Genomic DNA, 13,693 nt, shown 5'->3' on the forward strand with positions numbered 1-13,693 from the left:
GGTAACGGATCGCGATTCCATCGTCTATGCGACGCCCGGCGGCATATCGGGCGGCCGTCTCAGATGCCAGTCGGTCGCCTGCTGAAAGGCGTGACCTGCCGCCAGCAGGCGGCTTTCGTCGAAGCCGCGCCCGACGATCTGGAACCCCACCGGCACGCCGTCGGCCGTGAAGCCACCCGGCAGCGTCAGGCTCGGGTGACCGCTCATGTCGAGCGGCGCCGTATAGCGGAGCCGCGACGCGACGCTTTGCTGTGAACGGGTCCGCAACGCGGCCAGCGAAGGAGCGGCCACGCCCATGGTCGGCAGGATCAGGAAATCGATCGTCGACAGCAGCTGGTCGAGTTCGCCCTTGATGCATGCGCGCAACAGCAGCAGCCGGCCGTATTCGACCCCGGACAGGGCGCGGCCCCGGTCGAGAAGCGCCGCGAATTCCGCGCCGTACTCGCCGCGGCGTGAGGGGAATGTCGCTTCGTGGGCGAGCGCCGCCTCGACAGCGCACATATCGAGCCACCGCTCGGCCGCCTCGTCCAGCGATGGCAGGGTGACGTCGACGGCCACTGCGCCAGCCAGCCGGAGCGTGTCGACGGCACTGTCGACGGCGCGCGCGGCATCGTCATCCAGCCCGACCAGGTTGACCGGGACACCCATCCTGCATCCGTGCACCCCGGCCGCAATCGATGCCGCATAGTCCGGCACGGCATGCGGTGCGGCGGTGGGATCGGCGGCATCGGCGCCGGCGATGACGCCGAGCACGATCGCCGCGTCATGGGCGGTGCGGCACATCGGTCCGACATGGTCCAGCGACTCCGCCAGCGGAAACACACCGGCCCGGCTGACCCTCCCCCAGGTGGGCTTGAGGCCGGTCACGCCGTTCATGGTCGATGGAAATCGGATCGAGCCGCCGGTATCGGAGCCCAGCGACGCGAAGCACAGGCCCGCCGCGGTGGCCACGCCGGAGCCCGACGACGAGACGCCGGTCCAGTAGCCGGCATTCCACGGATTGACCGGCGGGTCGATGCTGGGATGGTGCAGGCCGTAGGCGCCCTCGGTCATCTGCAGCTTGCCCAGCAGGACCGCGCCGGCCTGCCGCAACCGGCTGACCACCGTGGAGTCGGTGCCGGGAATCCGCTCGCGATGGATGGACATGCCGGCCGCCGTCGCCACGCCTTCCGTGTCGCACAGGTCCTTGACCGCGACAGGCACGCCGTGCAGCGGCCCGCGGCTCCGGCCTGCCGCGCTTTCCGCATCGAGGCGCGCGGCCTCGTCGAGCGCACGCTCGGGCGTGACGGTCGCATAGCTCCGGAGACGGCCATCGAGCCGGTCGATGCGATCGAGCAGCGCCTCAGTCAGCTCGACGGACGAGAGCGCGCGCCGCGCGAGCCGCTCCGCCGTCTCGGCGAGCGACAGATAGTGCAGATCGGCCGTCATAGCAGCCACCCCTTCCCCCGGGGCAGCTTAGCGTCAAAGGGCCTTGTCCATCACCTGAATATGTTCGCCGCGATAGACAAGCCGCTCGAGCCGCCGCCAGCCCAGGCGCGCATAGAGTGCCGGTGCCGACGCCGTGAAGAGATAGAGACGGCGATGACCGAACTGCCGCGCCGCCGCTTCGCAGGCACGGACGAGCGCCGAGGCGACGCCGCGGCGACGGGCTTCGACCGGAACGAACACGCTGGCGAGCCACGGATTGCGCGGATCGCCCTCGAGATCGTCAAGGACGAGCGACGCCGTGCCGACCAGCGAATCGGCCGGATCGAGCGCGATGAATACGCAGGGGACGCAGTCGACGTGGAGGCTGGCCCGGACGCGGCGCTCCCGCTCGGGCAGCGTAGAGGTGGGATCGAGATGACCCCACTCGGCATAGCCCCAGGCGACGACCCGACCGACGAGGTCGGGTCGTTCGGCCAGGGGAATGATCTTCAGGCTACTCAGCGGCCTTGAGGTTGACGGCGGCGGACCGGCCCCGCTCGGTCGCGATCTCGTAGGAGATCTTCTGCCCTTCGCGCAGCCCGTCGAGGCCCGAGCGCTCGACCGCGCTGATGTGCACGAACACGTCCTTGCCGCCATCACCGGGCTGGATGAAGCCGAAACCCTTGGTGGCATTGAACCACTTCACCGTTCCTGTAGGCATTTCTCTCTCCTGGCAGTTGGTCGAGCCTTTGCACATACAAACGAGCAGCCCGCGCGCTCGCTGCAACGGTCCGCGACAACTCGAGGAATTTGGGGAAGCAGCGCGTGGATTAATCCGAAGCCGGTGTGGGTTCGGCCGCCAAGGCAAGGCCAAGTTCGTAAGTCGTAGGGCCGCATATGAAGCCGTAACGCGGTCAAGTCAAGATTGGTTGCCGGGCGGCCGCTCGAGCCCCGACCGGTCACATTGTAGCGCCGATTTTCCATGGCTCGAACTCGTCGTCACCGATGCCCAGGGCCTCGGATTTCGTCTTCTCGCCGGAGGCCGTGCGCAGGATCAGGTCGAAGATCCGCCGGCCGCTTTCCGGGATGGTTTCATCGCCGTCGACGATGGTGCCGCAGTTGATGTCCATGTCGTCGGTCATGCGCCGGTAGAGCGCGGTATTGGTCGCGAGCTTGAGGGACGGAGCCGGTTTGCAGCCGAACACGCTGCCGCGGCCGGTCGTGAAGCAGAGGATGTTGGCGCCGCCCGCCACCTGGCCGGTGGCCGAAACCGGATCGTAGCCCGGCGAATCCATGTAGACGAAGCCCTTGGCCGTGATCGGCTGGGCATACTCGTAGACGTCGACAAGGTTGGTGGTCCCCCCCTTCGCGACCGCCCCCAGCGACTTCTCCAGGATGGTGGTCAAGCCGCCGGCCTTGTTGCCCGGCGAGGGGTTGTTGTTCATCTCGCCACCGGTGCGGGCGCAGTGGTCCTCCCACCACTTGATGCGGCGGACGATCTTCTCGCCGACCTCGCGGCTCACCGCCCGACGGGTCAGAAGATGCTCCGCGCCGTAGATCTCGGGCGTCTCCGACAGCACGGCCGTGCCGCCGTTGCGCACCAGCAGGTCGACCGCCGCGCCCAGGGCGGGATTCGCCGAGATGCCGGAATAGCCGTCGGAGCCGCCGCACTGCAGCGCCAGGATGAGCTCGCTGGCCGGGATCGGCTCGCGAGCGACCGCGTTGGCCTGCGGCAGCAGTTCCTTCAGGAACGCGACCGCGCGCATGACGGTGCGCGAGACCCCGCCCTCGTCCTGGATCGCCATCGGAATCATCCTGGGACCTTCCTTCAGCCCTTCGGCGTTCATCAGGCCGGCGATCTGGTTGGTCTCGCAGCCCAGGCCGAGCACCACGACGGCCGCCATGTTGGGATGACGGGCATAGCCGGCCAGGGTGCGGCGCAGCACGTCCATCTCCAGCCCGCTCGCCGCCATGCCGCAACCTCCGCCATGGGTGAGCGGCACGACGCCGTCGATGTTGGGATAATCGGCGAGCAGCGGCTCGAGCCGGGACGCGATCATGCGGCTGGTCGCGGCGGAGCAGTTCACCGTCGTCACGATGCCGATGTAGTTGCGCGTCGCCGCCCGGCCGTCGGCCCGGCGATAGCCCATGAAGGTGGCTGGCGGCACGACGGGCTCGGTCGGCCGCGCATCGGCGCAGAAGGCGTAGTCGCGCTCGAAGTCCCCCATCACGCAGTTGTGCGTATGGATGTGCGTGCCGGGGGCGAGGTCCTCGGTCGCGAAGCCGATGATCTGGTTGTACTTGCGCAGGGGCTCGCCGCGCCGGACCGCCTGCGTGAGAATCTTGTGGCCGGGCGGCACGCGGCTCGCGGCAGCGACGGGGCCCTCGAAAGCAGTGCCCGGCAGGATGTCCATGCGCGCCACCACGACGTTGTCGGCCGGGTGCAGCCGGATGGTCAGGGGAGCGGCCATGGGAATCCTCCGAATCTTCTTCTGGCCGGCCAGGCCGGCGTCCCCATGATAGGCCCTGCCGGGCCAAAGAAAAACGGGCCCGCTCGCGCGGACCCGTCCTTCTGCGGAAGCCGGGATCGGCTAACGGCGGTTGTTCGACCAATCGAAGACGTTGGGGATGCCGTCACGGTCGCTGTCGCCCAGCATGCCCTGCTGGCGGTACTGGTTGTTGTAGCTCTGGCGGTTGTCGTACCGGTCGTACTTGTTCGGGACGCCGTCGCGGTCGCGGTCGCCGTTCGGACCGTTCCCGTGGCGGTTGTCCGTGCGATCGTAGCGGTTCGGCACGCCGTCTCCGTCACGGTCCCAGCGGCTCGGCACGTAACGCCACTGGTCACGGCCGTTGGCCGTATAACGCTCCCAGTTGTCCGGCACGTAGCGATAGCCGGGGCGGGCGGCGACCCAATGGCCGGGAGACCATTGGTAGCGATCGTTCACGAGGTTGTAGTGGCCCGGCGCCCAGACGTAGCCGGCGCGCGGGGCCGGCACGGCCTCGTAGGGGGCCGGCGGCGGCGCCTGGCCGAAAGTGATGGACACCTGCGCGTCCGCCGAATTGAAGGGCGCCGTCATGACCGTCGCCATCGACAAGGTGGCGGCGGCGAGCGACGTCATCACGATGTTCTTCAGCATGACACTTGCCTCCAGTCTGCGCGCCCCGTCCTGGCAGCGCGCTCATGGACGGTATTACGCAAGTCGCGGCGAGGGCGTTTCCGTCGGTATCGGGGAATTCGCGCGCCCATTTCGCCTTGTTTTGGACACGCTCAGGTTCCCACGAGAAGCAGAATCACACCGGCGACACTGACGACGATTCCCAGCAGCCCGATCAGGTGAAGGCGCTCGTCGCGCAGGAAGAGGAAGCTGAGCAGGACGGCGATCAGCGGAAAGATCGCGACCAGGGGCGCGACAAGCGTAATCGAGCCGAGGCCGAGCGCTGCATAGAGAAGAAGCGTGGCGAGCCCGTTGGAGAGACCGACACCGATGAACCATAGCCGCCCGATGGGATCGACGGGACCTGCGGCGAGCGCCCGCCGGCCGACGAGCGAAACGATCACTACGGTCGACAGGAGGTAGCCGATAGCGGCCGCCGCCAGCGGCTCGTGCCACAGGCCGAGGCCCGTCTTGATCGCCGGCTGGATGGCGCCGCGCACCAGCGCTGCCGCCAGCGGAAGGCCGAGCACCCAGACCGACCAGCGCCGGCCGCCGGCGCCGCCGCGCAATGCCATCAGGGCGACGCCGGCCACTACCAGGACAAGGCCCATGGCCTGGGAGACCTTGAGTGCCTCGTCGAGGAACAGCACAGCGCCCAGCACGGCGAAGATCGGGGTGACGTTGCCGGCGGCGCCGGCCACCGCCGGTCCCAGCCGCTCGTTCGAGCGCACCGCCAGGATGGAGACGAAGACCGGGAAGACGCAGCCGACGGCGGCAAAGATGAGGGCTGCCGGCCAGTTGAAGGCCCGCCAGTCCACGAAGAAAGCGGCCGCCAGACAGGCCGCCACCATCGAGCCGCCGATCGAGTAGAGGGGCGAGCGCCACGACGGCACGGTCCGCAGCCCGTACTGGGTCAGGATCAGCGCCAGGGCGAAGCAGAAGGCCGCCCCCAGGGCGAGCAGCCCGGGGGCCAGGTTGGCCGGGTCGGTCATGGTCTGCTAGAAGCGCCGGCTTCCGAGGCGGAGACGAGAGACAATGGACACGCTCACCTACTGGAACGGCACCTGGCACGAGGGCAACCCGGCGATCCTGGGGCCCCGGGACCACGCCTTCTGGCTGGGCTCGATGGTATTCGACGGCGGCCGCGTCTTCGAGGGCTGCGGCCCCGATCTCGACCTCCATGCGGAACGGGTCGTACGATCGGCCCGGGCGCTCGGCCTGAAGCCGACCAAGACCGCCGGGGAGATTCTCGCGTTGATGCACGAGGGCGTCCGCCGCTTCGGTCCCAAGGCCGAGCTCTATGTCCGGCCGATGTTCTGGGCCACCAAGGGCGGTCCCGGACCGATCTCGGTCGACGGCGATTCCACCCAGTTCCTGCTCTGCGTCTATCACTCGCCGATGCGCGCCGGCACCCCGCTCACGCTCGGCCTGTGCCGCTCGATTCGCCGGCCGACGCCGGAGAGTGCGCCGACGGATGCCAAGGCCTCGTGCCTCTATCCCAACTCGAGCCGCGGCGTCGCCGAGATGCTGGCGCGCGGCTTCCAGAATGGCATCGTGCTCGACGCGGCCGGCAACGTCGCCGAGACCTGCAGTTCCAACCTCTTCCTGGCCAAGGACGGCACCGTGTCGACGCCGGTTCCCAACGGCTGCTTCCTGGCCGGCATCACCCGCAACCGCGTCGTCAAGCTGCTGCGCAACGCCGGCATCACGGTCGAGGAGCGCACGGTGACGCTGGCCGACCTCGACGATTGCGACGAGATGTTCACCACCGGCAACGCCGGCAAGGTCCAGCCGGTCAGCCGCTACGAGAGCCGCGACCTCCAGCCCGGCCCGATCGGCCGCCAGGCGCACGAGCTCTACATGACGTTCTCGCGCACGCAGCGGGTGATGTGAGGCGCGGAAGCGCGATGAAACCAGGAAGGTTGATCAGCGGAGCGCACCCCCTTCGGCTCGGACGCGCATCCACAGCACAGCGGCGTTGAGCAGCGAGAAGACCACGCCGAACCAGACCAGGCCGAAGGCCAGCGGCAGGACCAGTATCTCGCCGGCCACGACCGCGTAGTTGGGATGCGCCAGGAAGCGGTAGGGGCCGCGCCGCACCAGCGGTGCGCCCGGAAGGACGACGATGCGCGTCGTCCAGCGCTCGCCCAGAGTCGCGATCACCCAGACGCGAAGTGCCTGCAGGACGAGGAAGACGGCGAGCCACGGCCAGCTTACGTCGCCGTGCCCGTATCCGACGACGAGCAGCCACAGTCCGATCAGCCACGCGGCGTGCAGCAGCACGATCAGCGGATAGTGGCCGGGCGCCACCTCGCGGGCGCCGCGCGCCAGCAGGCGCGCGGTATTGCGGCGGGCCAGCACCAGCTCGCCCAGCCGCTGAAGCGTGACCAGCGCCAGGATCAGGCCGCCAAGGACAGGCAACTGCACGTGAAACCCGGACCCAGCGCGGTCAGCACGGTGCGGTGCGGCATGCCGCTGCGCACCAGCCGCTCCAGCACGAACAGCACGGTCGGTGCGGACATATTGCCGTACTCTTCGAGCACAGCGCGCTCATGGTCGAGAGCCCCCTGTCCCAGGCGCAGCGTCGCCTCCAGCGCCGTGATCACCTTGGCGCCGCCGGGATGGCAGGCGAAGCGGTCGACCGCCGCGCGGTCGACGCCGATCCGTGCCAGGATGCCCTCGACCGCCGCGCCGACCCTCTCCTCGGCGAAGGGCGGAATGGCGCGGTCGAAGATCACGCCCAGCCCCGTCGGGTCGACCTTCCAGCCCATGATGTCCAGACTGTCGGCCCACAGATGTTCCCCTGCCCCCTCGATCTGCGCCAGGCCATCCTCGCCGGTCCGCACGACGGCGGCCGCAGCGCCATCACCGAACAGCGCCGTCGCCACCATGTTGGCGCTGGTGAGCTGGTCCATGCGGAAGGCAGCAGTGCAGATCTCGATGGCCACCATCAGCACCGTGGCGCCGGGCCTTGCCCGCGCCAGCCGGCTGGCGATGGCGAGACCCGATACGCCGCCCGCGCAGCCCAGCCCGAACACCGGCACGCGCTCGACGTCGGCGCGGAAGCCAAGCCGGCCGGCGACGCGCGCCTCCAGGCTCGGCGTGGCGATGCCGGTGGACGAGATCGTGACGATCGTGTCGACCTCGGACGCCGCGATGCCGGCCTGGTCGAGGGCAGCGCCTGCTGCCGCGACGAATAACTCCTGGGCACCCTCGAGGTAGGCCGCGTTGCGCTCGGGCCAATCGAGATCGCCGAGATACCAGTCGAGCGGCTTCACCGTGTAGCGGCTGCGGATTCCCGCCGTGTCGAACACCGGCGCCATCCGTTCGAAGGCGGCATAGCGGTGGGAGAAGATCCGCCGCGCCGCCGCCGCAGCGTCCGACTGCAAGAGGCGGTGCGGCGGCATGGCCGGCGCGACGGAGAGAAGGGCGACGGGCAGGCACGAATCGGTCGGCATCGGCTTCCTTGCAAGGAGGGACAGTCAGGCCGGGCCCTCCTTCCCTAGGCCGGTCGGCCTTTCGATGCCAGACATTCCGCAAATCGGCCGGGCCGCCGCGCCATCAACTTAGCGCGACTCGGCGGACGCGCTGACGCCTTTCACAGGAACTTCTCCTTGATGTCGATGGTCGAGCGCTGGCCGATCGCATCGAAATGGCTGGCCAGCCAGCTTTCGGCGACGTCCCGGCCGATCTCCTTGAGATGGAGCAGGAAATCCATGCGGGCGTTCAGCTTGCTCGACACGCCGAGCCCGCGCATCCGCTGCTCCGCCTCGATCCAGTGCACGTTGACGCGCTTATACTGGTTGTTGTCGAGCTTGCCCTCGTCGATCAGGTCGGTGACGAAGGCGATGGCGCGCATCTCGCGCATCAGCGACGAGTTGAAGCTGATTTCGTTCAGCCGGTTCATGATCTCCGCCGCCGTCGTCGGCACGCGGTCGCAGCCCAGCGGATTGACCTGGACGATCACCACGTCGGCAGCTTCGGCACCATAGATCAGGGGAAAGATCGCGGGGTTGCCCATGTAGCCGCCGTCCCAGTAGGGCTCGCCCTCGACGGTGACGGCCTGGAACAGGAACGGCAGGCAGGCCGAGGCCAGCAGCACGTCGGGCGTGATCTCGCCCGACTTGAACACCCGCACCTTGCCGGTCTTCACGTTGCTCGCCGAGATGAAGAGCTTGACCGCCCGGCAGCCTTCGAGCCGCTTGAAGTCGACCGAGTTCTCCAGCACGCGGCGCAGCGGGTTGTAGTTCATCGGGTTGAACTGGTAGGGCGAAAGCATGCGGGTCAGCATGTCGAACGCCACGAAGGCGGTGGAATGGTCGAGGTTCCAGCCGGCCGTGGCGCGGTCGAAGGCACTGGGCTGGAGCGGCCCGTACTGCGCCGCCTGGCTGATGTTGCGCCAGAAGGCCTCGAGCGCGCGCCGCGCCTCGTCCCGGCCGCCGCGGCCCATTCCGTCGGCGAACACCGCAGCGTTCATGGCCCCCGCCGACGTACCGGAGATGGCCTCGACCTCGATCCGATCGTCCTCGAGCAGGCGGTCGAGGACGCCCCAGGTATAGGCCCCATGGGCGCCGCCGCCCTGCAGGGCGAGGTTGATGCGCTTGACCGACATGGCTTCGTCTCCGTCAGTGGGCGGTCCAGCCGCCGTCCATGGGCAGGGCCGCGCCGGTCACCGAGGCGCCGTTGTCCGAGCACAGGAACAGGGCGAGCGCCGCCAGCTCCGCAACCTCGACGAAGCGGCGGTTGGGCTGCTCCTTGAGCAGGACGTCCGACACGACCTTCTCGCGCGGGATGTCATGCGCGGCCGCCTGGTCGTCGATCTGCTTCTCGACGAGCGGCGTGCGCACGTAGCCCGGGCAGATGGCGTTGCAGGTGATGCCGTCCTCGGCCGTCTCCAGCGCCGTCACCCGGGTCAGGCCGAGCACGCCGTGCTTGGCGGCGACATAGGCCGCCTTGTAGGGCGAGGCGACCAGCGCATGGGCGGACGCGACGTTGATGACGCGTCCCCAGCCGCGCTGGCGCATGCCGGGCAGCACCATCTTGGTGGCGTGGAAGGCCGAGCTGAGGTTGATCGCCATGATGGCGTCCCACTTCTCCTCGGGGAATTCCTCGATCGGTGCCACGTGCTGGATTCCGGCATTGTTCACCATGATGTCGACGGCGCCGAACGTGTCGGCGGCCTGCCGCACCATGAGCTCGATCGCCCTGGGCTTGCTCATGTCGGCGGGCGAATAGACGATGCGGGCGTTGGTGCGCTGCGCGAGGTCCGACCGCGTCTTCTCGATCTGGGTCGCCTCTCCGAAGCCGTTCAGCACCACGTTGGCGCCCGAGCGCGCGAAGGCCTCGGCGATGCCGAGCCCGATGCCGCTGGTGGAGCCCGTAACGATGGCTGTCTTGCCCTGAAGCATGTGCAATCTCCCTCTCTTCGGTGACCGCACCTTGCGCGCCGGCCGCCCGCGCCGGAAATGCCGCCTGCCTACCGATTCGATAGCGCGTGCGCATCGCGCAGGGCCTCGAGCGAGGCGAGCAGCGCCTGCGGATCGGGCCAGCGCGCGGGATCGACGTCGCTGAATGCCCAGGCGACTCGCGCGCTGGGCTCGACGACGAACACGGCGGGCACGGGCAGCCGCCAGGTCTTGTCCTCGTGCAGCGTCGCGAGATCGCGCCCGCGGTCGCGATGGAGACGGATGTGGCCGGCCGACATCTCGTAGGCGAGCCCGCAGGTCCGGGCGAAGCCGTTGCCCGGATCGCGCAGCAGCGGATAGCGGACGCCGTGCCGGGCGGCCGACGCGGCCACCGTCTGGCGGCCGCCCGGCATCACGCCGACCGCCGTCGCCCCCAGCGCCTCGATCGCCGGCCGCGCCTCCTCCAGCGCCACCATGGTCCGCTCGCAATAGGGGCACCAGCCGCCGCGGAACAGGGCAAGGACCAGCGGCCCCCGGTCCAGCAGGTCGCCCGAGGCCCAGGACCGGCCCTCGCCGTCTTCCAGCGTGAAGTCGGGGAGGTAGTCGCCGACCGCCAACCCGTCCTCCGCGACCCGCAGCATGCGCAGGCGGTCCATCTCGTCCTCGAAGTCGGCCCGGTCGCGGGCCGAGAGCGCCGCTCTGTGGCGCAGGCTGAGCTCAAGCAGCGTTTGGGAAAGAGACATGCCGACTGAAGTCTGACGAACCCCCGGATCGGCTGGAAATACCTTCCGGTTTGGCTGTCGATAGCCGCAGGCTATGATGAGGTCGGGCATTATGCCGGGGCCTGCGAGGCCGCTCGCGGGGGGAGCTGCCACCGTGGAAATGCACCAGATTCGGTATTTTCTCGCCGTTTGCGAGACGCTCAACTTCACCCGCGCGGCGGAGGCCTGCAACGTGTCGCAGCCGTCGCTCACGCGGGCGATCAAGGGGCTGGAGGACGAGCTGGGCGGACCGCTGTTCCGGCGCGAGCGCAACAACACGCACCTGACCGGCCTGGGCGAGATGATGCGGCCGCATCTCGCGCAGGTGCTGATCGAGACCGACGCGGCCAAGGAACGGGCGCGCAGCTTCGCGCGGCTGGAAGACGTCGAGCTGAAGCTCGGCATGATGTGCACGATCGGTCCTCGCCGCTTCGTGCCCTTCCTGCAGAGCTTCCGCGAGCGCCATCCCAGGGTGAGGCTGGTCGTGCAGGACGGCGGCCACAGCGAGCTTCAGGAGCGGCTGGCGCAGGGTGTGCTCGACGTCGCCGTCTACGGCCAGCCCGAGGAGATCGACGAGCGCTTCCACGCGCGCCGCCTCTACGACGAGCGATTCGTTATCGGGGTCTGTCCCGGCCATCCGTTCGACCACCAGAACGCCGTGCGCGTGGCCGACCTCGACGGCCAGGCTTACGTCAACCGCCTGCAGTGCGAGTTCTTCGACCATGCCGGGCGGGTGTGGCGCGAGCACGGATCCAAGGTGAAGATGGTCTTCCGCTCCGACCGCGACGACTGGGTCCAGTCGATGGCGCTGGCCGGCCTCGGCTTCACCTTCATCCCCGAGCACGCCGTGTCGGTGCCCGGTCTGCGCGTGCGGCCGCTGATCGAGCCCGAGATCGTCCGCACGATCCAGGTCGTGACGGTGCGCGGCCGCCCTCACCTGCCGGCCGTCGGCACCTTCGTGCGCGAAATCCTCGCCTATCCCTGGGGCACCGCGGCGTAGAGCGTTTTCCCTTGAGGTCGAACCGCTTGCGGTTCCACCTCAAGGGAAAATCGCGCGCGCGGATCGGTGCTTCGGCGGGCCCATTCGGTCCAGCTGATTCCAGCCGGACCGAATGGGCTCTAGCATCGCCGCCGCCGAGGCTATCGAAACGATGGCCACTCGGCATTTCTGTCGCGCCACCCGTGCGCCGATGCTCCGTGCATCGCCGCGGCCGCTCCGGTCGCGGCCCAACGCACGGAGCAGCTCATGTTCATCCGCAGTCTCGTCGCATCCACCCTCGCTGCCGGCATGCTCGCCGCAGCCGGCCCCGCCTTTGCCGGCGAGTGCCCGGCCAACCAGATGCGCGCCGACGCCACCAAGGCCGTGACCCATGCGCCGAAGGGCGTGACCGACAAGGTCCTGTCGCAGATCGACCTCGCCGGCGAGAAGGTCGCCCTCAAGGGCCATCTCATGCGCGTCCGCCAGCTCGAGATCCAGCCGGGCGGCATCGTGCCCTGGCACAGCCATGGCGACCGGCCGGCCCTGATCTACATCGTCTCGGGCCAGATCTACGAGCACGCCAGCAACTGCGCCACGCCGATCCTGCACAAGGCCGGCGAGGTCGCGCGCGAGACCCATGCCACCGCGCATTGGTGGAAGAACGAGGGGACGACGCCGGTCGTGCTGCTGTCGTTCGACATCCAGCACGATCCCAACGACCACAACATGTGATCGGGAGGTCCGGCATGTCGGGTGTCCTGCGCGCGGTCACGATCGGCCTTACGGCCTTCCTGACCGTCGTCGATCTGTTCGCGACGCAGGCCATCCTGCCGGCGCTCACCGCGGCCTACGGCGTCTCGCCCGCCGCGATGGGCTTCGCCGTCAATGCCAGCACGATCGGGATGGCCGCTGGCGGGCTCGCCGTCGCCCTGTTCGGCCGATCGATCGACCGCCGGCGCGGCATCCTGGTGAGCCTCGTCCTCCTGTCCCTGCCCACGGCGCTCCTGGCCTCGATGCCGGCGCTGCCGCTCTTCACCCTGCTGCGTATCGTGCAGGGCATCTGCATGTCGACCGCCTTCGCCCTGACGCTGGCCTATCTCGGAGAGCACACCAGTGCCCGCGACACGGCGAGCGCCTTCGCCGCCTGCATCACGGGCAACGTCGCGTCCAACCTCTTCGGCCGCCTGCTGGCGGCGGGCGTGGTGGACCATCTCGGCCTCGCGGCGAACTTCTGGTGCTTCGCGGCCCTCAACCTCGGCGGCGCCGTGCTGGTCTGGTTCACCGTCGAACGCACGCAGCCCATGCGGCAGATGGACATGACCGGCGGCTCGCCGCTCTCGAGCTGGAGGATCCATCTCGCCAACCCGGCGCTGCGCGCCGCCTTCGCGATCGGCTTCCTGATCCTGTTCGCCTTCATCGGCACCTTCACCTACGTGAACTTCGTCCTGGTCCGACCGCCCTTCGGCATCGACATGATGATGCTGGGCGTCGTCTACTTCGTGTTCCTGCCGTCGGTGGTGACGACGCCGCTGGCCGGCCGGGCAGTCGCCCGCTTCGGGACGCGGCCGACCCTGTGGGCCGCCTTCGGTCTCGCCCTGACCGGACTGCCCCTGATGCTGGCCGGCTCGCTCGCCGCCCTGATGGCGGGTCTGACCCTCGTGGCGGCCGGCACCTTCTTCGCGCAGGCGACGGCCACCGGCTTCGTCGGGCGCGCCGCGTCCGTCGACCGTGGCGCCGCGAGCGGCCTCTACCTCGCGAGCTACTTCCTGGGTGGACTGGCTGGCAGTGCCGTGCTGGGCAAGGCGTTCGACGATCTCGGCTGGACGACCTGCGTCGCCGGCATCGGCGCGGCGCTGCTCGCGGGCGGCCTGCTCACGACGCGGCTCATAGCCCCCGGCCATCGAGCCGATGCCCCGTCGGCATTTCAACCCGCGACGGCCGGCCGCCAAGGTGGCGTCGCGCAATAGTGCGCTCCAACCCAGGGAG

Annotated in this window: 15 protein-coding genes; 4 read left to right on the top strand and 11 right to left on the bottom strand. The window is 69.1% G+C overall.

Going from position 1 to position 13,693, the window contains the following annotated elements; translation table 11 throughout:
• Positions 1 to 24 precede the first annotated feature (24 nt).
• From ACO073_RS26120 to ACO073_RS26145, 6 genes are all read right to left on the bottom strand, one after another.
• On the bottom strand, positions 25 to 1,428 hold the full coding sequence (locus ACO073_RS26120; RefSeq protein WP_422001660.1) for an amidase: 1,404 nt from the start codon (positions 1,426 to 1,428) through the stop codon (positions 25 to 27).
• A gap of 33 nt (positions 1,429 to 1,461) precedes the next feature.
• Positions 1,462 to 1,929, bottom strand: coding sequence for a GNAT family N-acetyltransferase (locus ACO073_RS26125; RefSeq protein WP_422002220.1), 468 nt, complete (start codon positions 1,927 to 1,929; stop codon positions 1,462 to 1,464).
• Positions 1,922 to 2,128 (bottom strand): cold-shock protein, encoded by a 207-nt coding sequence (locus ACO073_RS26130; RefSeq protein ID WP_422001662.1) that lies wholly within the window; start codon positions 2,126 to 2,128, stop codon positions 1,922 to 1,924. The genes ACO073_RS26125 and ACO073_RS26130 overlap by 8 nt, the downstream gene beginning before the upstream one ends.
• A 238-nt stretch (positions 2,129 to 2,366) precedes the next feature.
• On the bottom strand, positions 2,367 to 3,878 hold the full coding sequence (locus ACO073_RS26135; RefSeq protein WP_422001664.1) for a UxaA family hydrolase: 1,512 nt from the start codon (positions 3,876 to 3,878) through the stop codon (positions 2,367 to 2,369).
• Positions 3,879 to 3,998: 120 nt separating this feature from the next.
• A complete protein-coding gene (locus ACO073_RS26140) occupies positions 3,999 to 4,544 on the bottom strand; it encodes a YXWGXW repeat-containing protein (RefSeq protein ID WP_422001666.1) in 546 nt (181 codons plus the stop codon).
• Positions 4,545 to 4,675: 131 nt separating this feature from the next.
• Positions 4,676 to 5,554, bottom strand: coding sequence for an EamA family transporter (locus ACO073_RS26145; protein WP_422001668.1), 879 nt, complete (start codon positions 5,552 to 5,554; stop codon positions 4,676 to 4,678).
• Between the two features lie 43 nt (positions 5,555 to 5,597).
• Here ACO073_RS26145 and ACO073_RS26150 point away from each other — a divergent pair, with 43 nt between their 5' ends.
• Complete coding sequence (locus tag ACO073_RS26150; RefSeq protein ID WP_422001670.1) at positions 5,598 to 6,455, top strand: branched-chain amino acid aminotransferase; 858 nt, start codon at positions 5,598 to 5,600, stop codon at positions 6,453 to 6,455.
• A 33-nt stretch (positions 6,456 to 6,488) separates the two neighbouring features.
• Here ACO073_RS26150 and ACO073_RS26155 read toward each other — a convergent pair whose 3' ends face one another.
• The 5 genes from ACO073_RS26155 to ACO073_RS26175 all read right to left on the bottom strand — a co-directional run bounded on the left by ACO073_RS26155 (position 6,489) and on the right by ACO073_RS26175 (position 10,710).
• A complete protein-coding gene (locus ACO073_RS26155) occupies positions 6,489 to 6,983 on the bottom strand; it encodes an isoprenylcysteine carboxyl methyltransferase family protein (protein WP_422002221.1) in 495 nt (164 codons plus the stop codon).
• Positions 6,962 to 8,020 (bottom strand): type III polyketide synthase, encoded by a 1,059-nt coding sequence (locus ACO073_RS26160; RefSeq protein WP_422001672.1) that lies wholly within the window; start codon positions 8,018 to 8,020, stop codon positions 6,962 to 6,964. Before ACO073_RS26160 ends, ACO073_RS26155 begins: the two co-directional genes overlap by 22 nt.
• A 140-nt stretch (positions 8,021 to 8,160) precedes the next feature.
• Positions 8,161 to 9,174 (bottom strand): patatin-like phospholipase family protein, encoded by a 1,014-nt coding sequence (locus ACO073_RS26165; protein WP_422001674.1) that lies wholly within the window; start codon positions 9,172 to 9,174, stop codon positions 8,161 to 8,163.
• Positions 9,175 to 9,187: 13 nt separating this feature from the next.
• Positions 9,188 to 9,970, bottom strand: a complete 783-nt coding sequence (locus ACO073_RS26170) for a 3-hydroxybutyrate dehydrogenase (protein ID WP_422001676.1) — start codon at positions 9,968 to 9,970, stop codon at positions 9,188 to 9,190.
• A 68-nt stretch (positions 9,971 to 10,038) separates the two neighbouring features.
• Positions 10,039 to 10,710, bottom strand: coding sequence for a peroxiredoxin-like family protein (locus ACO073_RS26175; protein ID WP_422001678.1), 672 nt, complete (start codon positions 10,708 to 10,710; stop codon positions 10,039 to 10,041).
• 139 nt (positions 10,711 to 10,849) lie between these two features.
• Here ACO073_RS26175 and ACO073_RS26180 point away from each other — a divergent pair, with 139 nt between their 5' ends.
• The 3 genes from ACO073_RS26180 to ACO073_RS26190 all read left to right on the top strand — a co-directional run bounded on the left by ACO073_RS26180 (position 10,850) and on the right by ACO073_RS26190 (position 13,674).
• A complete protein-coding gene (locus tag ACO073_RS26180; protein WP_422001680.1) occupies positions 10,850 to 11,728 on the top strand; it encodes a LysR family transcriptional regulator in 879 nt (292 codons plus the stop codon).
• A gap of 246 nt (positions 11,729 to 11,974) precedes the next feature.
• Positions 11,975 to 12,439 carry a cupin domain-containing protein gene (locus ACO073_RS26185; protein ID WP_422001682.1) on the top strand — a complete coding sequence of 155 codons (465 nt, stop codon included), beginning with the start codon at positions 11,975 to 11,977 and terminating at the stop codon, positions 12,437 to 12,439.
• A gap of 14 nt (positions 12,440 to 12,453) precedes the next feature.
• Positions 12,454 to 13,674, top strand: a complete 1,221-nt coding sequence (locus ACO073_RS26190; RefSeq protein ID WP_422001684.1) for an MFS transporter — start codon at positions 12,454 to 12,456, stop codon at positions 13,672 to 13,674.
• The last annotated feature ends 19 nt before the right edge of the window (positions 13,675 to 13,693 follow it).

The organism is Reyranella sp. (assembly GCF_965229815.1).
Classification (GTDB): domain Bacteria; phylum Pseudomonadota; class Alphaproteobacteria; order Reyranellales; family Reyranellaceae; genus Reyranella.